This window comes from Leisingera sp., from assembly GCF_982940295.1.
The window spans coordinates 196467-215775 of record NZ_CEYXRG010000002.1 but is presented as its reverse complement, the minus strand read 5'-3'; the positions used below and the strand labels follow the sequence as shown (position 1 = coordinate 215775).

Annotated in this window: 15 protein-coding genes; 9 read left to right on the top strand and 6 right to left on the bottom strand. The window is 63.3% G+C overall.

Going from position 1 to position 19309, the window contains the following annotated elements; all coding sequences use genetic code 11:
- Positions 1-115: 115 nt before the first annotated feature.
- The 5 genes from rimP to AC4HIX_RS02840 all read left to right on the top strand — a co-directional run bounded on the left by rimP (position 116) and on the right by AC4HIX_RS02840 (position 5854).
- Positions 116-706 carry a ribosome maturation factor RimP gene (rimP, locus tag AC4HIX_RS02860; protein WP_475048424.1) on the top strand — a complete coding sequence of 197 codons (591 nt, stop codon included), beginning with the start codon at positions 116-118 and terminating at the stop codon, positions 704-706.
- A complete protein-coding gene (gene nusA, locus AC4HIX_RS02855) occupies positions 706-2322 on the top strand; it encodes a transcription termination factor NusA (protein ID WP_490397810.1) in 1617 nt (538 codons plus the stop codon). Before rimP ends, nusA begins: the two co-directional genes overlap by 1 nt.
- Positions 2323-2348: 26 nt before the next feature.
- Positions 2349-2969 (top strand): RNA-binding protein, encoded by a 621-nt coding sequence (locus AC4HIX_RS02850; RefSeq protein WP_490397809.1) that lies wholly within the window; start codon positions 2349-2351, stop codon positions 2967-2969.
- Between the two features lie 8 nt (positions 2970-2977).
- Positions 2978-5452, top strand: coding sequence for a translation initiation factor IF-2 (infB, locus tag AC4HIX_RS02845; RefSeq protein WP_475048416.1), 2475 nt, complete (start codon positions 2978-2980; stop codon positions 5450-5452).
- A 234-nt stretch (positions 5453-5686) separates the two neighbouring features.
- Positions 5687-5854, top strand: a complete 168-nt coding sequence (locus AC4HIX_RS02840) for a hypothetical protein (protein ID WP_490397808.1) — start codon at positions 5687-5689, stop codon at positions 5852-5854.
- 261 nt (positions 5855-6115) lie between these two features.
- Here AC4HIX_RS02840 and mutT read toward each other — a convergent pair whose 3' ends face one another.
- From mutT to AC4HIX_RS02825, 3 genes are read right to left on the bottom strand one after another with little or no spacing between them, the layout of a single operon-like run.
- On the bottom strand, positions 6116-6514 hold the full coding sequence (gene mutT, locus AC4HIX_RS02835; protein WP_475048413.1) for an 8-oxo-dGTP diphosphatase MutT: 399 nt from the start codon (positions 6512-6514) through the stop codon (positions 6116-6118).
- Entirely contained in the window at positions 6511-7737 is a 1227-nt protein-coding gene (gene argJ / locus AC4HIX_RS02830; RefSeq protein ID WP_490397807.1) for a bifunctional glutamate N-acetyltransferase/amino-acid acetyltransferase ArgJ, read from the bottom strand. Before argJ ends, mutT begins: the two co-directional genes overlap by 4 nt.
- A 2-nt stretch (positions 7738-7739) precedes the next feature.
- Positions 7740-8591, bottom strand: a complete 852-nt coding sequence (locus AC4HIX_RS02825; protein ID WP_490397806.1) for a peptidylprolyl isomerase — start codon at positions 8589-8591, stop codon at positions 7740-7742.
- A gap of 176 nt (positions 8592-8767) precedes the next feature.
- Between AC4HIX_RS02825 and secA the strand changes: the two genes are divergently transcribed.
- The 3 genes from secA to AC4HIX_RS02810 all read left to right on the top strand — a co-directional run bounded on the left by secA (position 8768) and on the right by AC4HIX_RS02810 (position 14271).
- The gene (secA, locus tag AC4HIX_RS02820) at positions 8768-11458 is read left to right on the top strand and encodes a preprotein translocase subunit SecA (protein WP_490397805.1); all 2691 of its coding nucleotides are present in this window, start codon (positions 8768-8770) and stop codon (positions 11456-11458) included.
- A gap of 329 nt (positions 11459-11787) precedes the next feature.
- Complete coding sequence (locus AC4HIX_RS02815) at positions 11788-12693, top strand: hypothetical protein (RefSeq protein ID WP_490397804.1); 906 nt, start codon at positions 11788-11790, stop codon at positions 12691-12693.
- A 24-nt stretch (positions 12694-12717) separates the two neighbouring features.
- Positions 12718-14271: a phosphate ABC transporter substrate-binding/OmpA family protein gene (locus AC4HIX_RS02810; protein WP_490397803.1), complete on the top strand. Its 1554-nt coding sequence runs from the start codon at positions 12718-12720 to the stop codon at positions 14269-14271.
- Positions 14272-14290: 19 nt separating this feature from the next.
- Here the strand turns inward: AC4HIX_RS02810 and radC are convergent, their stop codons facing one another.
- The 3 genes from radC to dnaK all read right to left on the bottom strand — a co-directional run bounded on the left by radC (position 14291) and on the right by dnaK (position 18434).
- Positions 14291-15055: a RadC family protein gene (gene radC, locus AC4HIX_RS02805; RefSeq protein WP_490397802.1), complete on the bottom strand. Its 765-nt coding sequence runs from the start codon at positions 15053-15055 to the stop codon at positions 14291-14293.
- Positions 15056-15273: 218 nt separating this feature from the next.
- Complete coding sequence (dnaJ, locus tag AC4HIX_RS02800; RefSeq protein WP_490397801.1) at positions 15274-16434, bottom strand: molecular chaperone DnaJ; 1161 nt, start codon at positions 16432-16434, stop codon at positions 15274-15276.
- Between the two features lie 77 nt (positions 16435-16511).
- On the bottom strand, positions 16512-18434 hold the full coding sequence (dnaK, locus tag AC4HIX_RS02795; RefSeq protein WP_475048400.1) for a molecular chaperone DnaK: 1923 nt from the start codon (positions 18432-18434) through the stop codon (positions 16512-16514).
- A 214-nt stretch (positions 18435-18648) separates the two neighbouring features.
- Here dnaK and AC4HIX_RS02790 point away from each other — a divergent pair, with 214 nt between their 5' ends.
- Positions 18649-19251, top strand: coding sequence for an alpha-ketoglutarate-dependent dioxygenase AlkB family protein (locus tag AC4HIX_RS02790; protein WP_490397800.1), 603 nt, complete (start codon positions 18649-18651; stop codon positions 19249-19251).
- Positions 19252-19309 lie beyond the last annotated feature (58 nt).

The window sequence follows — 19309 nt, the reverse complement described above, 5'->3', positions numbered from 1 at the left end:
GACAACAGCGGCGCGTTGAACCTCTGGCTCAAGGCTCCACCGGGAATTTCGACGGGCCGCGCGCCCGTTTTTTTGTGTTTGCAGGTTCGCGCCTGCCGCTCCAAGTGGAGGTCTGATGACCAACGACCTGATTGCCAAAGCTGCCATCGACCGGCGCCTGGCCGAGATCGTCACCCCGGTGATCGAGGATCTGGGGTATGAGCTGGTGCGAATCCGGCTGATGTCTGGTAAGTCGACGACACTGCAGATCATGGCCGACAAGCCCAACGGCGGCATCGAGGTGGATGATTGCGCCGACATTTCGAATGCCGTCAGCGCCGTGCTGGATGTCGAAGACCCGATCATCGATGCCTATGCCCTGGAAGTGTCGAGCCCCGGCATTGACCGTCCGCTGACCCGGATGAAAGACTTCGAGATGTTCGAGGGCTACGAGGCCAAGCTCGAAACCGCCGAGATGGTCGGCGGCCGCCGCCGCTTCAAAGGCGAGCTGGCGGGTACCGAGGACGACGAAGTTCTGATCAATATCGAGGATCAGGGCGAGACCGTGACCATTGGTCTGAAATTTGACTGGCTGAGCGATGCCAAGCTGGTTCTGACCGATGATCTGATCAAGGAAATGCTGCGTCAGCGCAAAGAGGCCGGGACGCTCAACGAAGACGCATTCGACGAAATCGAGACCGAAGAGTCCGAAGAGGAGAAAAAGTAATGGCTATCACCTCTGCAAACCAGCTGGAGCTGTTGCAAACCGCCGAGGCCGTGGCGCGCGAAAAGATGATCGACCCGGGTCTGGTGATCGAGGCGATGGAAGAGAGCCTCGCCCGTGCGGCCAAAAGCCGCTATGGCGCCGAGATGGACATCCGGGTGTCGATCGACCGTAAGACCGGCCGCGCCACCTTTACCCGCGTGCGCACCGTTGTGGCGGATGACGAGCTGGAGAACTATCAGGCCGAAATGACCGTCGAGCAGGCGCGCCAGTACATGGCGAACCCCGAAGTGGGCCAGACCTACGTCGAGGAAGTGCCGCCGGTGGAAATGGGCCGCATCGCCGCCCAGTCGGCCAAGCAGGTGATCCTGCAGAAGGTGCGCGAAGCTGAGCGTGACCGCCAGTACGAAGAATTCAAGGACCGCGCCGGCACCATCATCAACGGCCTGGTCAAGCGCGAGGAATACGGCAACGTCATCGTCGATGTGGGCGCCGGCGAAGCGATCCTGCGCCGCAACGAGAAAATCGGCCGCGAAAGCTACCGCCCGAACGACCGCGTGCGCTGCTACATCAAGGACGTGCGCCGCGAGCCGCGCGGCCCGCAGATCTTCCTCAGCCGCACCGCGCCCGAGTTCATGGCAGAGCTGTTCAAGATGGAAGTGCCGGAAATCTATGACGGCATCATCGAGATCAAGGCTGTTGCCCGAGACCCCGGTTCGCGCGCCAAGATTGCTGTTGTCTCCTATGACGGCTCGATCGATCCGGTCGGCGCCTGTGTGGGTATGCGCGGCTCCCGCGTGCAGGCCGTTGTGAACGAGCTGCAGGGCGAGAAGATCGACATCATCCCGTGGAATGAGGATCAGCCGACCTTCCTGGTGAACGCGCTGCAGCCGGCCGAAGTGACCAAGGTGGTGCTGGACGAGGAAGCCGGCAAGATCGAAGTTGTGGTGCCGGAAGAGCAGCTGTCGCTCGCTATCGGCCGCCGCGGTCAGAACGTGCGCCTGGCGTCGCAGCTGACCAACCTCGACATCGACATCATGACCGAGGAAGAAGAATCGGCCCGCCGCCAGAAGGAATTCGAGGCGCGCACGAAATTGTTCATGGAGACCCTTGATCTCGACGAGTTCTTTGCCCAGCTTCTGGTGTCTGAGGGCTTCACCAACCTGGAAGAGGTTGCGTATGTCGAACTCGATGAACTGCTGGTCATTGACGGTGTAGACGAAGGCACCGCCGAAGAACTGCAGGCCCGTGCCCGCGACTATCTGGAAGCCCAGGCCAAGGCGGCCCTGGATGCAGCCCGTGCGCTGGGCGCCGAGGAAAGCCTGATCCAGTTCGAGGGCCTGACCCCGCAAATGGTCGAGGCGCTGGCCAAGGACGACGTGAAGTCGCTGGAAGACTTCGCCACCTGCGCCGACTGGGAACTGGCAGGCGGCTGGACCAACGATGGCGGCGAGCGGGTCAAGGACGACGGCATCCTGGAGCCTTTCGGCGTATCGCTGGAAGAGGCGCAGGACATGGTCATGACCGCGCGCATCATGCTGGGCTGGGTGGATCCGGCTGAGCTGGAAGCGGAAGCGGCGGAAGACGAAGACGCTGGCGAAGAGGAAGGCGAAGCCTGATCCAGGGCTTTGCAAAGGAGACCTGCATGACACGCGGCGGCGTACAAAAAGACCGGTCCGAAGGCAGCGAGCGCAAGTGCATCGCAACCGGCGAGACCCAGCCCAAGCAGGGCCTCATCCGTTTTGTGATGGGTCCTGACGGGCAGGTTGTGCCCGACGTGATGGAAAAGCTGCCGGGCCGCGGCGTCTATGTGGCAGCCAGCCGCGCGGCGCTGGAAACCGCCGTCAAAAAGAAGCTGTTCGCCCGCGGCTTCAAAGCGCAGGTCCAGGTCTCCGGCGGGCTTGTCGGAGAGGTGGAGGACCAGGTGGTCCGCCGCCTGGTCGGGCTGATCAGCCTGGCGCGCAAGTCGGGCGACGCGGTGGCCGGCTTTGAGAAGGTCAAGGACTGGCTGTCCAAGGAAGAGGCCCGGGTGCTGATCCAGGCCTCCGACGGATCCGGCCGCGGAAAGTCGAAGCTGAGTACGCCCTACAAGGGCAAATTCATCGGCTGCCTCACGGCGGACGAGCTGGGAATGGCATTTGGGCGCCAAACTGTGATACATGCCGCCCTCGCCTCTGGCGGACTCAGCAAACGTGTTGTAGATGAGGCGCAACGACTGCAAGGTTTGCGCGAAATGGTGGGCGGCAACGGCCGCACGGAAGGATAAGTAGCTTTATGAGCGATAGTGACGGCAAAAAGACACTGGGTCTGCGTGGGGGTTCCCGTCCGGGGAACGTGAAACAGAGTTTCAGCCATGGACGGACCAAGAATGTCGTAGTGGAAACCAAGCGCAAGCGCGTTGTGGTTCCCAAGCCGGGTGCGGCCAAAAGCGGCAGCGGTGCTGCACCGGCAGCGTCCGGATCCCGCCGGCCCGCCGGCATCAGCGATGCAGAGATGGAGCGCCGCCTGAAGGCGCTGCAGGCCGCCAAGGCCCGCGAGGCGGAAGAAGCCGCGCAGCGCGAAGCCGAGGAAAAGGCCCGCGCCGAAGAGCGTGAGCGCCGCCGCGCCGAAGCGGAAGCCAAGGAGCGTGAGCAGCGCGAAGCCGAAGAGCGCGCCCGTCAGAAAGCCGAAGAGGAAGAGCGCAAGCGCGCCGAGGAAGAAGAGGCAGCCAAACGCGCTGCCGCTGCCCCCGCGCCCGCTCCCAAGGCAGAGCGTCCGGCACCGAACAAGCCGGCTCCGGCTGCAACTCCGCGCAAATCCGATCGTGAACGCGAACAGCGCCCGTCCCGCGGCAAGGGCCGTGACGACAACCGCCGCTCCGGCAAGCTGACGCTTGGCCAGGCGACCGGCGGCGAAGGCAACCGCCAGCGTTCCATGGCGGCGATGAAGCGCAAGCAGGAGCGTGCGCGCCAGAAAGCCATGGGCGGCTCGGTTGAGCGGGAAAAGGTTGTGCGTGACGTGCAGCTGCCGGAAACCATTGTGGTGTCCGAGCTGGCCAACCGTATGGCCGAACGCGTTGCCGACGTGGTGAAATCGCTCATGCAGATGGGCATGATGGTCACCCAGAACCAGTCGATCGACGCCGATACCGCTGAACTGATCATCGAGGAATTCGGCCACAAGGTGACCCGCGTGTCCGACGCCGACGTTGAAGACGTGATCAAGGAGGTCGAGGACAAGGACGAAGACCTGAAGCCGCGTCCGCCGGTCATCACCATCATGGGCCACGTCGACCACGGCAAGACTTCGCTGCTGGACGCAATCCGCGACGCCCGCGTTGTGGCAGGCGAAGCCGGCGGCATTACCCAGCACATTGGCGCCTATCAGGTGACCACCGAAAGCGGCACCGTGCTGAGCTTCCTGGACACCCCGGGCCACGCGGCCTTCACCTCGATGCGCTCGCGCGGCGCGCAGGTGACCGATATTGTGGTTCTGGTTGTTGCAGCGGACGACGCGGTGATGCCGCAGACCGTCGAGGCGATCAACCACGCCAAGGCGGCCGGTGTTCCGATGATCGTGGCGATCAACAAGATCGACAAACCGGCGGCCGACCCGAACAAGGTCCGCACCGACCTGCTGCAGCATGAGGTGATCGTGGAAGCCATGTCCGGCGAAGTGCAGGACGTGGAAGTCTCCGCTGTCACCGGCCAGGGCCTGGACGAACTGCTGGAAGCCATTGCGCTGCAAGCGGAAATCCTGGAACTGAAAGCCAACCCCGACCGCGCCGCACAGGGTGCCGTGATCGAGGCGCAGCTGGACGTGGGCCGCGGCCCTGTGGCCACCGTGCTGGTTCAGAACGGCACACTGCGCCAGGGCGACATCTTTGTTGTGGGTGAGCAGTACGGCAAGGTCCGTGCGCTGATCAACGACAAGGGCGAGCGGGTTGAGGAAGCCGGTCCGTCGGTTCCGGTCGAAGTGCTGGGCCTGAATGGCACTCCGGAAGCGGGCGACGTTCTGAACGTCACCGAAACCGAAGCCCAGGCGCGCGAAATCGCCGAGTACCGCGAGCAGGCGGCCAAGGACAAGCGCGCCGCAGCCGGTGCAGCGACCACACTGGAACAGCTGATGGCCAAGGCCAAGGAAGACGAGAACGTCTCCGAGCTGCCGATCCTGGTCAAGGCCGACGTGCAGGGTTCTGCCGAGGCCATCGTTCAGGCGATGGAAAAGATCGGCAACGAGGAAGTGCGCGTGCGCGTGCTGCACTCGGGCGTCGGTGCGATCACCGAAACCGATGTCGGCCTTGCCGAAGCGTCCGGTGCGCCGATCATGGGCTTCAACGTCCGTGCCAACGCCTCGGCCCGCAACACTGCCAACCAGAAGGGCGTGGAGATCCGCTACTACTCGGTGATCTATGACCTGGTGGATGACGTGAAGGCGGCGGCCTCCGGCCTGCTGTCGGCGGAGATCCGCGAAAACTTCATTGGCTACGCGCAGATCAAGGAAGTCTTCAAGGTCACCGGCGTTGGCAAGGTTGCCGGCTGTCTGGTCACCGAAGGCGTTGCCCGCCGCTCGGCCGGCGTTCGCCTGCTGCGCGACAACGTGGTGATCCACGAAGGCACGCTGAAGACCCTGAAGCGTTTCAAGGACGAAGTCGCCGAGGTTCAGTCCGGTCAGGAATGCGGTATGGCGTTCGAGAACTACGACGATATCCGCCCGAACGACGTGATCGAGATCTTCGAGCGCGAGGAAGTGACCCGCACCCTCGACTGATCCGGTCGCGATCCAAAAAAGAAAGGCCCTGGCGCGGATGCCGGGGCCTTTTCATTTTCGCCTGACGGCGGAGCCGACGCCGAATACCCGTGCAGCAGCTAACGAAGCGTCGGGGGAATGCCGATCCGTTGCGGTTCGGCGGCGCATCAAGCCAGGCACCTTCGGTGCTGCGCTGCGAAAGTGCACGGGTCCGCTGGAAAATGACAGCTGTCGAAAGGCCGGATCCCTTTTTCAATGCTGCAGCTGATCAGTCCTGCAAGCGCCATTCAGCACTGCGGCTTTGCCGCCTCCGGTGAATCCGGAAAAGGGCAGCTGTTGGCAGCTGCCCTCTCTGTCTGCCTGATGTGTGTGAGTGGCGGCTCAGGCGGCTGGTGTAACTGGCTGGCCCTGAAAGGTTTTTGAGCCAACCCGTACCGCGATTTTCCCGTCAGGGAGTGCCCGTATGAAACTGCCTTGAACCAGGGAAAACTTGCCTACTGCGATTGTTCTAAGCATGGTCTAATCCTGCCTATGTGCAATTCAGGGTAGTGGTTTGCTCCGTATCCTGATGCTCAGCCAGATTGATTAACAAAGCGTTACCCGTGCGGGCAGCATCAGTTAAACGCCCAATAAACCGCTAATAACCCGGATTGACAGAGCGGCCAGCCTGGCGTTCCGGGCCTGTCAGAGCCAGTCGCGAAGGATGGGGATCAGCGGAATATCGGCCGGTGGCATCGGATAATCACGCAGGTCCTGCGGCCGCACCCATTTCAAAGTCTGGCCTTCTTGGGCCCGCGGGATGCCCTCCCACTTGCGGCATGCAAACAGCGGCATCAGCAGGTGGAAGTCCTCGTAGGAATGGCTCGCAAAGGTCAGCGGCGCCAGGCAAGAGGCCCAAGTGCCAATTCCCAGTTCCTCTTGCAGCTCGCGGATCAGCGCTGCTTCGGGGGTTTCCCCCGGCTCGATCTTGCCGCCAGGAAACTCCCACAGGCCCGCCATCGACTTTCCTTCGGGACGCTGCGCCAGCAGCACCCGCCCGTCCACATCAATGAGCGCAACAGCCGATACCAGAACAGTTTTCATGACCGGTAATCCGCGTTGATCGAGATGTACTGATGGGTCAGGTCGCAGGTCCAGACAGTGGCTTGGCCGCTGCCGAGGCCCAGATCCACCTTTATCGTGATCTCCTGCTTTTTCATCTCCGCCGCGCCCTGTTCTTCCTTGTAGTCCGGCGAGACCCAGCCCTTTTCCGCCACCAGAACATCGCCAAAGGAGATCGACAGCAGGTCCCGGTCCGCTGCGGCGCCGGACTTGCCGATTGCCATCACCACGCGGCCCCAGTTCGGATCCTCGCCGGCAATGGCGGTTTTGACCAGCGGCGAGTTGGCAATCGTCAGGCCATGCACCTTGGCATCCGCGTCCGAAGCCGCGCCGGTCACCTGGATTTCCACGAACTTGGTTGCGCCTTCGCCGTCGCGCACCACCTGGTGCGACAGATCCAGCATGACGCGCTCCAACCCAGCCGCAAATTCCGCATTTCCGGTGGCATCCACACCCGAGGCGCCGGTCGCGCACAACATCAGGCTGTCGGAGGTCGAGGTGTCGCTGTCCACCGTGATGCAATTGAAGGTCCGGTCGCAAATCTCCGCCAGCTGCGCCTGCAGCGCCGCTTGCTCCACCTTGGCATCGGTGAAGATATAGACCAGCATCGTCGCCATGTCCGGTGCGATCATGCCGGAACCCTTGGCGATGCCGGCAATCTTGACGGTCTTGCCTTCGATCCCGACCGTGGCGCTGGAACCCTTGGCAAAGGTGTCGGTGGTCATGATCGCCTTGGCGGCACTTTCCAGCGCAGTCTCGTCCAGTGCACCATTCAGCTCGCCGATCTTCGCGACAATGCGGTCATGCGGCAGCGGTTCGCCGATCACACCGGTCGAGGCGGTAAAGACACGCTCCGCCGGGACGCCCGCGGCCCCAGCAACCGCGGAGGTGATTTCTGCCACCGAGGTCTGGCCGTAATGGCCGGTGAAGGCGTTGGAATTGCCCGAGTTCACAAGGATCGCCGCACCGGCATCCGCCGCGCCGCCCAGCTTGGCCTGGCAGTCCAGCACCGGGGCGGATCGGGTCTTGGAACGGGTGAACACCCCAGCAACCGAGGTGCCCGGATCCATCACCGCCAGCATCACGTCGGTGCGGCCCTGGTACTTGACCCCGGCAGCGGCGGAGGCAAAGCGCACCCCCTTGATGACCGGGAGACCGGGAAAGCTGGCGGGTGCCAGCGGCGAGACGGGCAGGGATTTCGCCATGATCAGTTCCTTACCAGGCTGAGGTCTTTGAGGATGGCCGGATCCAGATCCTCGATTTCGGGTCGTTCGATCTCGGACGCTGCGGTCAGCTCGTTCACGCGTTCCTCGACCGCCTTCTGGCGCAGCTCGTCGGCGATCTGCGCCCGCACCTCTTCGAATTCGGGGGCCTCTGTCTTGCGGCGCTCATGCAGCAGGATCACGTGCCAGCCAAACTGTGTCTGCACCGGACCGGAGACATCTCCGGAGCGCAGCTCCAACACTGCTTCTTCAAATTCCGGCACCATGCGGCCGGTGGTGAACCAGCCCAGATCGCCGCCGCTGGGACCGGAGGGGCCGGTGGATTTCTCCTTGGCGAGGGTTGCGAAATCGGCGCCGTCATCCAACTCCTTGATGATCTCCTGCGCGTCTTCTTCGCTTTCGACCAGAATGTGGGCTGCGTGGAACTCATCGCCGCCGTCGCCTGAGGAGTATTTCTCATCATAGGCCGCGCGCAGCGCCTCTTCACCGCTGGCGTTGTCCATCACCATCTGGAGAACATTGGCCGCCAGCATAGCGCGCTGTTCGTTTTCGACCGACAACTCGACATAGCGGGGTACCTCACCGTGCAGCTGCTGTTTCAGCGCAGTCTGTTGCACCAGCTGGTCGAGGATCGCGTTGAACAGCACGTCATCCGGCAGCTGCTTATACTGCTCCGGCAGGTTTTCGCGCGCCATAATCATGTGGCCCACAGTGATCTCCTCGCCATTGACCGAGGCAACAACTGTGTTGGCATGCGGCGCGGCCACCGCCGCCAGCGGAAGCGCTGCGCAGGCCGCCATAGCCATACCGCACAGAAAAGTGAGACCTTTACGCATAGAAATCTTCCTATTCCTTGGCCGCTGGGGGGCGCGCCGTTGACACTCTATACCCTGCCGCTTACATCGCCTTGAGGCCATTGGCAGGACCGTCTTTCCACCTTGTTTATGGGTTGCGGACACGGCGGGCAAGCCTGCCCGATGCACAGGCCGGACATAGGATCGCTGGAGAAGATATGCTGGGTTTCGGAACACTCGCCAAAAAGGTTTTCGGTACGCCGAACGACCGTAAGATCAAGGCGACGCGGCCGCTGATTGCACAGATCAACGCGCTGGAGGACGAGTTCGCGAAGCTCAGCGACGACGGGCTGATCGGAAAAACTGAAGAGCTGCGTAAGCGGGCCCTGAACGGCGAAGGCCTCGACGCGCTGTTGCCGGAGGCTTTTGCCAACGTGCGCGAAGCGGCCAAGCGGGCCCTGGGCCTGCGCGCCTTTGACACCCAGCTGATGGGCGGCGTGTTTCTGCATCAGGGTAACATCTCCGAGATGAAGACCGGCGAGGGCAAGACCCTTGTGGCCACTTTCCCGGCCTATCTGAACGCGCTGACCGGCAAGGGCGTGCATGTGGTCACGGTGAACGAATACTTGGCCAAGCGCGACAGCGAATGGATGGGCAAGGTGTTTGCCCAGCTTGGCATGACCACGGGCGTGATCTGGTCCGGCCAGGCGGATGCCGAGAAGATGGCCGCCTACGGCTGCGATGTCACCTATGCCACCAACAACGAACTTGGCTTCGACTACCTGCGCGACAACATGAAACCGTCGCTGGACCAAGTGTTCCAGAAGCAGCACAACTTTGCCATCGTCGACGAAGTGGACTCGATCCTGATCGACGAGGCCCGCACCCCGCTGATTATTTCCGGCCCCGCCGAGGACCGCTCTGAGCTTTATGCGACCATCGACAAGATGATCCCGCTGCTGGCCGAGGACCACTACGAGATCGACGAGAAAACCCGCGGCGTGACCTTCACCGAGGACGGCAATGAGTTTCTGGAGCAGACGCTGCGCGAGCACGGGCTGCTGGAAGCAGAGGCCTCGCTCTACGATCCGGAAAGCACCACCGTTGTCCACCACGTGAACCAGGCCCTGCGCGCGCACAAGCTGTTCCAGCGGGACAAGGACTACATTGTCCGCGACGGCCAGGTTGTGCTGATCGACGAATTCACCGGCCGCATGATGCCGGGTCGCCGCCTGTCCGAAGGTCTGCACCAGGCCATCGAGGCCAAGGAAGACGTGCAGATCCAGCCCGAGAACACCACGCTGGCGTCTGTGACCTTCCAGAACTACTTCCGCCTCTACGGCAAGCTGTCAGGCATGACCGGCACCGCGATGACCGAGGCCGAGGAGTTCCAGGAAATCTATGGCTTGGGCGTGGTCGAAGTTCCGACCAACCGCCCGATCGCCCGTGTGGACGAGGACGATCAGGTCTACCGCACCGCCCGCGAGAAATACGAGGCAATGATCAAGGAAGCCAAGAAGGCGCATGAAAAGGGCCAGCCCGTGCTCCTGGGCACCACCTCGATCGAGAAATCCGAACTGCTGAGCCAGCTGCTCGAGAAGGAAGGCATTCAGCACAATGTTCTGAACGCCCGCCACCATGAGCAGGAAGCGCAGATCGTTGCCGATGCCGGCCGCTTTGGTGCAGTGACCATCGCCACCAACATGGCAGGCCGCGGCACCGACATTCAGCTGGGCGGCAACGTCGAGATGAAGGTGCTGGAGGCGCTGGCGGCAAACCCCGAGGCCGACCCGGCCGAGCTGCGCGCCGCCGAAGAAGCCAAGCACGCCGAGGAAAAGCAGAAGGTTCTGGACGCCGGCGGCCTGTTCGTGATGGCGTCTGAGCGCCACGAAAGCCGCCGCATCGACAACCAGCTGCGCGGCCGCTCCGGGCGTCAGGGCGACCCGGGCCGCACCCGCTTCTACCTCAGCCTGGAAGACGACCTGATGCGCATCTTCGGGTCCGAACGTCTGGACAAGCTGCTGTCGTCGCTCGGCATGAAAGAAGGCGAGGCGATCATCCACCCCTGGGTGAACAAATCGTTGGAACGCGCCCAGGCCAAGGTCGAGGGCCGCAACTTCGACATGCGCAAGAACGTGCTGAAGTTCGACGACGTGATGAACGACCAGCGCAAGGTGATCTTCAGCCAGCGCCGCGAAATCATGGCCGCAGAAGACCTGTCCGAGATCGTCGACGACATGCGCCACGAGGTGATCGACGATCTGCTCGACACCCACATGCCACCCAAGACCTATGCCGACCAGTGGGACACTGCGGGCCTGCAGGAGCAGGTGCGCGAAATGCTGGGAGTCGAAGCGCCGGTGGCTGAATGGGCCGCCGAGGAAGGCGTCGATGACGAGCAGATCCGCGAACGCCTGGTGGAAGCCTCCGACAAGATGATGGCGGAAAAGGCCGAGGCTTTTGGTCCGGAAAACATGCGCAACATCGAAAAGCAGGTGCTGCTGCAGACCATCGACAAGAAGTGGCGTGAACACCTGCTGACGCTGGAGCATCTGCGCTCGGTTGTCGGCTTCCGCGGCTATGCTCAGCGCGATCCGCTGAACGAGTACAAGAACGAGAGCTTCCAGCTGTTTGAAAGCATGCTCGACTCCTTGCGGGAGGAAGTGTCCCAGCAGTTGAGCCGGGTGCGCCCGATGACCGAGGAAGAGCAGCAGCAGATGCTGATGGAGATGGCAGCCCGCCAGGCCGCCATGCAACAGGCTGCGGCCCAGCCCGCGCCAGCAGCAGAAGAGCCGGCACCGGGATTTGTCGAGGATGATCCATCCACTTGGGGCAACCCCTCGCGCAATGACAAATGCCCCTGCGGCTCTGGCAAGAAGTTCAAGCACTGCCACGGCAGCCTCGCTTGAGCGCATGACAGAAAAACTCAGGGTTCGGTTTCAGCCGGACCCTGCCGCCCGGCCGCGGAAACGGGACCTCCCGCCCGTCGCCGGTCTTTCAAAAAGACCGCTCCCGTTGGCGTGGCGCAGCGCCACGCCCAAGGCTGACGGGGGCTCTGGCCCAGCCGGAGCACCCGCAGGCGCGGAAGTTCTCCCTCGCGTTTACCCTTTGTTGTTTCCGTCCCTGCAACAATGATGGCGGAATTGCCGCATCTGCCGGATTCTCTCCCGTTTAAGGCCACAAACCGGCCGGCATTTTCCAGCAAGCTTTTCTGATCAGACAGGTTCAGGAGGATCTCATGCTGAGCAAACAGGTGATGCTGACAAGTGCAATGACGCTGGCGTGCGCACTGGGCATCGGGTTCTACATGCAGGCATCAAGCCCCCGCTGGGCAGATGACGCATCTGCCGCCGCTGATCCTCAACTGCCGGCTGAACCCGGTCCGGCGGAGCTGAAAATCGAGAACATCACTCTGACCTCGCTCGCGGCTGATACCGCCCCTGCTGCCGCTGAGCCGCAAAGACCGGCTCCGGCGCAACCGGAACACTGCCGTGTGACGGCATCGGCCGAGGCTGCCCCGATGGCCATGGTCACGCTCTCCGTCGCCGCGCCGTGCCATGGCGGCGAGCGCCTGACCATTCATCACAGCGGAATGATCTTCACGGCCGCGCTGGACCGGACCGGGCACTACGCTGCACAGGTTCCGGCCCTGACACGGACCGCGGTTTACATTGCGGAGACCGCTAGCGGCGGCGGTGCCGTTGCCGTCGCCGAAGTGGCCGGTACGGAGGCCATGGAGCGCGTGGTGCTGCAATGGAGCGGCCCCAGCGGCCTGGAAATGCACGCCCGGGAGTTTGGCGCCGATTATGACAGCGCCGGGCACGTCTGGCACGGGGCCGCATCTGACACGGCCGCCGGGCGGGTGGTTCGCCTCGGAGACCCCAGTTTGGTGGCGCCGCGGATTGCCGAAATCTATAGTGTGCCGGCCAACCGATCGGACCGTTCCGGCATCATTACCCTAACGGCAGAAGCGGAGGTGACGGGCTTTAACTGCGGCCGCGATATTTCCGCTCAGGCGCTGCAGCTGAGCGGAGGCCGGCTCAGCAGCCGGGATCTGGTGATGGCAATGCCGGATTGCGATGCGCAAGGCAGTTTTCTTGTGTTGAATAATCTGGTGGAAGACCTGAAAATCGTCGCCAACTGATTTGCGGTAACTTCAGGTATCCACATGACCTTCATTCGTGCGGCCATTTGCGCCGCACTTTTTCTGGCAGCTTTTGCGCGTGCGCTTGCGGCCGAGGACGTCACCCTCTCTTCCCCGGATGGTGCAGTTGAAATAACCGGCACCCTGCTGGGCTTCGATGGCGAGTTCTACCGGATCCAGACGCAGTTCGGCGAGCTGACCGTCGATGGCTCCGGCGTGAGCTGCGAGGGGCCGGGCTGTCCCAGCCTGTCCGGCTTTGTGGCGGAAATCACCCTCGCCGGATCTTCCACTATGTCAGAGGTGCTGCTTCCGGCTCTGATCGAGGGCTTTGCGCTGCGCAACGGCTATCAGACCCGGCGCGAACCGCTGCCGGCAGGGAATTTCAGCCATGTCCTGCTGCGTGGGCAGCAGCCGGCCGCTCGGTTCACCTTCACCGCCAGCAACACGGATGCCGGTTTCGCCGCGCTTGTCGCGGATGAGGCGGACGTCGCGATGGCGCTGCGGGAGATCCGCCCGCTTGAACGCAAGGCTGCCCACGCTGCGGGGCTTGGGGATCTGACCGGACCGGGCCGCAGCCGGGTTCTGGCGCTGGATGCCTTTGTACCGGTGGTAGCGCCTAGCAACCCGGTGACGGAGATTTCCTTGCCGCAATTGGCGGGAGTCTTGTCCGGGCGGATCGGTAACTGGCAGGAGCTAGGCGGCCCTGATGCGCCGATTTCGCTGCATATGCCGGTGTCCGGCTCAGGACTGGCACAGGCGGTGGAGGACAAGCTGATGGCGCCGTTCGGCGCCGGGTTCTCGCCGCAGATCCGGCGCCATGATCGCAGCAGCACACTGGTGCGCAGGGTGCTGGTGGACCCCTTTGCCATCGGCATTGCCAGCTATGCAGAGAAAGGCGCGGCGCGGGTGCTGACGCTGACGGGGCCGTGCGGGTTTTCTCTTCAGGCGAGCCGCCGGGCGGTGAAGACCGAGGATTATCCGCTGACGGTGCCGATGTTCCTGTACCTGCCGGCCCGCCGCCTGCCCAAGGTGGCGCGGGATTTCCTGACCTATGTGCGCGGACCCGCGGCGCAGGCGGTGATCCGCCGGGCAGGGTTTGTGGATCAGGCGCCGGAGCTGATCCCAGTGAGCCGCCAGGGAAGCCGGTTTGCTAACGCAATTCTGGCGGCGGAAGGGAAGTCCGGGCTGGACGAGCTGCAGCGTCTGGTCACGGTTCTGGGCGGGATGCGGCGGCTGACGGCCTCGTTCCGGTTCGAGCCCGGATCGGCCCGCCCGGATGCGCAGTCCCGCAGCAATATCGAGCAGCTGGCCCGCGCGCTGGAAGCCGGGGAATTTGACGCCAAGGAGCTTGTTTTTGCGGGGTTTTCCGATGGCGTTGGCCCTGCGGAGGGCAACCGGCAGATCGCGCTGAAACGGGCCGGCGCGGTGCGCGACGCGGTGGTCAAGGCGGCGGAGACCGCGGATATCAGCCGGGTGCAGATGCGGACAGAGGGGTTTGGCGAGGCGCTGCCGATGGCGTGTGACGACAGCGCCTGGGGCCGTCAGATCAACCGCCGGGTCGAGGTCTGGGTGCGGTAGGTCTGGGGGGCCGGACGCGCTAGAGGAGGCCTTGGGCGCGGAAGCTGAGTTCGGTGGATTTGCCGATGATAAGGTGATCGTGCAGGGTGATCCCCAGCGCGGTGAGAGCGGCCTGGATCTGGTCCGTCATGGCGATGTCGCTGTCTGACGGCGTTGGGTCGCCGGACGGGTGATTATGCACTAAAATCAAGGCGCTGGCGTTCAGCTCCAGGGCGCGTTTGGCGACCTCGCGGGGGTAGACGGGGACGTGGTCAACAGTGCCGCGGGCCTGTTCCTCGTCGGCGATAAGCACGTTCTTGCGGTCCAGGAACAGAATGCGGAACTGCTCCGTCTCGCGGTGGGCCATGGTGGTGTGGCAATAGTCCAGCAACGCGTCCCAGCTGGAAATCACCTGCCGCTGCATGATGCGGGCGCGGGCCATGCGGTGGGCGGCGGCCTCCAGCACTTTGAAATCGGTGATAACAGCGTCGCCAATGCCGGGGACATTGGCCAGGCGTTCCGGAGAGGCTGTTACCACGCGGTTGAAATCTCCAAATGTTTCAAGCAATTGCCGCGCCAGAGGCTTCACGTCGCGGCGCGGGATGGAGCGGAACAGGACCAGCTCCAGCAGCTCGTAATCGGGCATCGCCGCGGCGCCGCCCTGCATGAAGCGTTCGCGCAAACGGGCGCGGTGGTCCTTGATGTAGGAGGGCAGGCGGCCCGTGTCTGCGGGCACGACCGCGGCCTCCTCGCTGCCGGGAAACAGCGGCAGGGAGACGTCCTGGAAAGCGGGATCCTGTGCCATGCTGCCATGTTGCGGCCATCATGGTTGAGGAAGTGTTAATATCCGCCGCAATGCGGCGGCAGAATGGGGGTGACAGGCGTGCACCCCCTGTGCACCGCCGCGGTGCGGCGCGACTGTTTTCTGCTGGGACAGGCTGGCAGCCGGTCTGGCTGGCGCAAAAGAAAAGCGCCCCGGTTGGGGCGCTTTCAACTGCGGCTTGGGAGCGCTCAGCCCGGCGCTCAGCCTTTCATGCCGTCCCAGAAGCTTTTCACCGAAGAGAAGAAGCTGCGGGATTCGGGGTTGGTGTTTTCCTCGGAGATCTCCTCGAACTCGCGCAGCAGCTCCCGCTGGCGCGAGGTGAGGTTGACCGGGGTTTCCACCGCCAGCTCGATGAACATGTCACCGGTAGCACCGCCGCGAAGTGCCGGCATGCCCTTGCCGCGCAGGCGCATCTGGCGGCCGGACTGGCTGCCCTCGGGGATTTGTACCCGGCCACGGCCGCCGTCGATGGTCGGCACCTCGATGGAGCCGCCAAGCGCTGCCTTGGCCATGCTGACCGGCACCCGGCAATAGAGGTTGTTGCCATCACGCTCGAACAAGCTGTGCGGTGCCACCTCGACAAAGATGTAGAGGTCGCCCGGAGGGCCGCCGCGCAGGCCGGCTTCGCCCTCGCCTGCCAGGCGGATGCGGGTGCCGGTCTCGACGCCTGCCGGAATGTTCACCGACAGCGAGCGGTCCTTTTCCACCCGGCCGTGGCCGTGGCAGGATTTGCACGGGTTCTTGATGATCTGGCCGAGGCCCGAACAGGTCGGGCAGGTGCGTTCGACGGTGAAGAAGCCCTGCTGCGCGCGGACCTTGCCCATGCCGGAGCAGGTCGGGCAGTTGGTCGGCTCGACCCCGCCTTCGGCGCCGGTGCCCTCGCAAGAGGTGCAGGCCACAGACGTTGGCACCTTGATGGTCTTGTGCAGGCCGGCAAAAGCCTCCTCCAGCGAAACCCGAAGGTTGTAGCGCAGATCGGCGCCGCGGGTCGCCCGCTGCCGTCCGCCGCCGCCGCCGCGCTGGCCGCCCATGAAATCGCCGAACAGGTCGTCGAAGACATCCGAGAAGGCGGAGGAGAAATCGCCGCCGCCAAAACCCTGGCCCTGACCGCCGCGCTGACCGCCGCCCATGCCGTTTTCAAAGGCGGCATGGCCAAAACGGTCGTAGGCCGCTTTTTTCTCGGCGTCCTTCAGGACGTCATAGGCCTCGTTAGCCTCTTTGAACTGCGCCTCGGCGTCCGGATTGTCCTTGTTCCGGTCGGGGTGCAGTTCCTTGGCCTTCTTGCGAAAGCCTTTTTTAATTTCGTCTGCGGAGGCGCCTTTGGCCACCCCGAGAACGTCGTAATAGTCACGTTTTGACATCGGTTACCCCATCTGCCTCAACGAAAATGGGCCGGTCCGGGGTACGGACCGGCCCGCCTTGGCCTGCGTGTCAGGCGTTAGCGCTTGTCGTCGTCCAGGTCTTCGAATTCGGCATCGACGATGTCGTCATCGGCCGGGCCTGCTGCGGCGTCATCCGCGGCTGCGGGCTCTTCCTCAGCTTCTTCGGCCTGCGCCTTGTAGATCGCCTCACCCAGCTTCATGGCAGCTTCGGTCACGTTCTGGATGCCGGACTTGATCTTCTCGGCGGTCGATTTCTCGTTCTCCAGATCGTCCTTCAGCGCGGCAACGGCCAGCTCGATCACCTCGACGGTGGAAGGGTCGACCTTGTCGCCATGCTCCTCGACCGACTTCTCGGTGGAGTGGATCAGCGATTCTGCCTGGTTCTTGGCTTCCACCAGCTCGCGGCGTTCCTTGTCCGCCTCGGCGTTGGCTTCGGCGTCCTTGACCATCTTTTCGATGTCGTCGTCCGAGAGGCCGCCCGACGCCTGGATGGTGATCTGCTGTTCCTTGCCGGTCGCTTTGTCTTTGGCGCCGACCGACACGATGCCGTTGGCGTCAATGTCGAAGGTCACTTCGATCTGCGGCATGCCGCGCGGTGCCGGCGGGATTTCCTCGAGGTTGAACTGGCCGAGCATCTTGTTGTCGGCAGCCATTTCACGCTCACCCTGGAACACGCGGATAGTCACGGCGTTCTGGTTGTCTTCCGCGGTCGAGAACACCTGCGACTTCTTGGTCGGGATGGTGGTGTTGCGGTCGATCAGGCGGGTGAAGACACCGCCCAGGGTTTCGATGCCCAGGGACAGCGGGGTCACGTCGAGCAGCACCACGTCCTTGACGTCGCCCTGCAGAACGCCGGCCTGGATGGCGGCGCCCATGGCAACCACTTCATCCGGGTTCACACCCTTGTGCGGCTCCTTGCCGAAGAACTTGGTCACCTCTTCGATGACTTTCGGCATCCGGGTCATACCGCCGACCAGAACCACCTCGTCAATGTCGGAGGCGGAGAGGCCTGCGTCCTTGAGGGCCGCCTTGCACGGGTCCATCGAGCGTTTGATCAGGTCGGAGACCAGGCTTTCCAGCTTGGCGCGGGTCAGCTTCATCACCATGTGCAGCGGCTGGCCCGAGGACGGGTCCATCGAGATGAACGGCTGGTTGATCTCGGTCTGCGAGGTGGAGGACAGTTCGATCTTGGCCTTTTCAGCGGCTTCTTTCAGGCGCTGCAGGGCCATCTTGTCCTTGGACAGATCGACGCCGTTTTCCTTTTTGAACTCGTCCGCCAGGTAGTTGACGATGCGCATGTCGAAGTCTTCGCCGCCCAGGAAGGTGTCGCCGTTGGTCGACTTCACTTCGAACAGGCCGTCGTCGATTTCCAGGATTGTCACGTCGAAGGTGCCGCCGCCGAGGTCATAGACGGCGATGGTCTGGGTATTTTCCTTGTCCAGGCCATAGGCCAGGGCGGCCGCGGTCGGCTCGTTGATGATGCGCAGCACTTCGAGGCCCGCGATCTTGCCGGCGTCTTTGGTGGCCTGACGCTGAGCGTCGTTGAAGTAGGCGGGCACGGTGATCACTGCCTGGGTGACTTCCTCGCCCAGGTAGGATTCCGCGGTTTCCTTCATCTTGCCCAGAGTGAAGGCGGAGATTTGCGACGGGGAGTACTTCTCACCCTTGGCTTCAACCCATGCGTCGCCGTTGCCGCCGTCGACAATGGAGAACGGCACCATTTTCTTGTCTTTTGCGACAGCGGGGTCGTCAAACCGGCGGCCGATCAGGCGCTTGACGCCGAAAACGGTGTTGTCGGGGTTGGTCACCGCCTGGCGCTTGGCAGGCTGGCCGACCAGACGCTCGTCGTCGGTGAAGGCGACAATCGACGGGGTGGTGCGCGCGCCCTCGGCGTTTTCGATCACGCGGGGCTGGGAGCCATCCATGATGGCCACGCAGGAGTTGGTGGTACCCAGGTCAATGCCGATAACTTTGCTCATGTTCGATCCCTTACATTTACTCAAGGCGATTACCCGAGGCCTGAACCCGTTGCGGCATCCCGGCCCCGATGGAAGTTGCGGTTTGGTCTGCACCTTGCCGCGTCCCGGCGTATATAGGGACGTGAAAACGGCCCTGCAAGCGCTCAGGCGCGTGGCCAAGCGTGAATCAATGCGCTTTTTTGCGGCGGCCTTGGTTAAGGATGGATGAACGGCAATGACCCTGCTGCGCGTGCGCGGATTCGATATCCACAAGGGCTGGCTGGAGCCTGCCCGCCAGGCGGCGCTGATCGAGGCGCTGCGGCCGGTGTTGAAGGCGGCGCCGCTGTTTTCGCCCAAGGTGCCGGGCGGCGGGCAGATGTCGGTGCGGATGACCTCGGCGGGGCAGTTCGGCTGGTATTCGGATGCTTCCGGCTACCGCTATGCAGAGGCGCATCCGTCGGGGCGGCCCTGGCCCGCGATCCCGGAGCCGGTGCTGGAGATCTGGCGGCAGCTGACCGGGCTGGAGCGCGAACCGGAATGCTGTCTGCTGAACTACTATGGCGAGGGCACCCGGATGGGGCTGCATCAGGACAAGGATGAGGCGGATTTCTCCTATCCCGTGGTGTCTGTCTCGCTGGGGGATGACGGGCTGTTCCGGATCGGCAACCGGACCCGCGGCGGCAAGACGGAATCGGTCTGGCTGAGTTCAGGCGATGTGGTGGTGATGGGCGGCGAGGCGCGGCTGATGTATCACGGGGTGGACCGGATCCGGTTCAAATCCTCCCGGCTGCTGCCCAAGGGCGGGCGGATAAACCTGACATTGAGGGTGGTCACCTGACACCGGCGGCGGGCGCAAAAGTTTTACGGAAAACTTTTGCCAAGACTTTTGCTGAAAA

Excerpts from the sequence above, each read along its gene's own strand:
- AC4HIX_RS02815 (WP_490397804.1), top strand. The coding sequence starts at position 11,788 with ATGCTGAGCAAACAGGTGATGCTGACAAGTGCAATGACGCTGGCGTGC.
- dnaJ (WP_490397801.1), bottom strand. The coding sequence starts at position 16,434 with ATGTCAAAACGTGACTATTACGACGTTCTCGGGGTGGCCAAAGGCGCC.
- AC4HIX_RS02810 (WP_490397803.1), top strand. The coding sequence starts at position 12,718 with ATGACCTTCATTCGTGCGGCCATTTGCGCCGCACTTTTTCTGGCAGCT.
- rimP (WP_475048424.1), top strand. The coding sequence starts at position 116 with ATGACCAACGACCTGATTGCCAAAGCTGCCATCGACCGGCGCCTGGCC.
- infB (WP_475048416.1), top strand. The coding sequence starts at position 2,978 with ATGAGCGATAGTGACGGCAAAAAGACACTGGGTCTGCGTGGGGGTTCC.
- radC (WP_490397802.1), bottom strand. The coding sequence starts at position 15,055 with ATGGCACAGGATCCCGCTTTCCAGGACGTCTCCCTGCCGCTGTTTCCC.
- AC4HIX_RS02825 (WP_490397806.1), bottom strand. The coding sequence starts at position 8,591 with ATGCGTAAAGGTCTCACTTTTCTGTGCGGTATGGCTATGGCGGCCTGC.
- nusA (WP_490397810.1), top strand. The coding sequence starts at position 706 with ATGGCTATCACCTCTGCAAACCAGCTGGAGCTGTTGCAAACCGCCGAG.
- AC4HIX_RS02850 (WP_490397809.1), top strand. The coding sequence starts at position 2,349 with ATGACACGCGGCGGCGTACAAAAAGACCGGTCCGAAGGCAGCGAGCGC.
- AC4HIX_RS02840 (WP_490397808.1), top strand. The coding sequence starts at position 5,687 with ATGCTGCAGCTGATCAGTCCTGCAAGCGCCATTCAGCACTGCGGCTTT.
- dnaK (WP_475048400.1), bottom strand. The coding sequence starts at position 18,434 with ATGAGCAAAGTTATCGGCATTGACCTGGGTACCACCAACTCCTGCGTG.
- secA (WP_490397805.1), top strand. The coding sequence starts at position 8,768 with ATGCTGGGTTTCGGAACACTCGCCAAAAAGGTTTTCGGTACGCCGAAC.
- AC4HIX_RS02790 (WP_490397800.1), top strand. The coding sequence starts at position 18,649 with ATGACCCTGCTGCGCGTGCGCGGATTCGATATCCACAAGGGCTGGCTG.
- mutT (WP_475048413.1), bottom strand. The coding sequence starts at position 6,514 with ATGAAAACTGTTCTGGTATCGGCTGTTGCGCTCATTGATGTGGACGGG.
- argJ (WP_490397807.1), bottom strand. The coding sequence starts at position 7,737 with ATGGCGAAATCCCTGCCCGTCTCGCCGCTGGCACCCGCCAGCTTTCCC.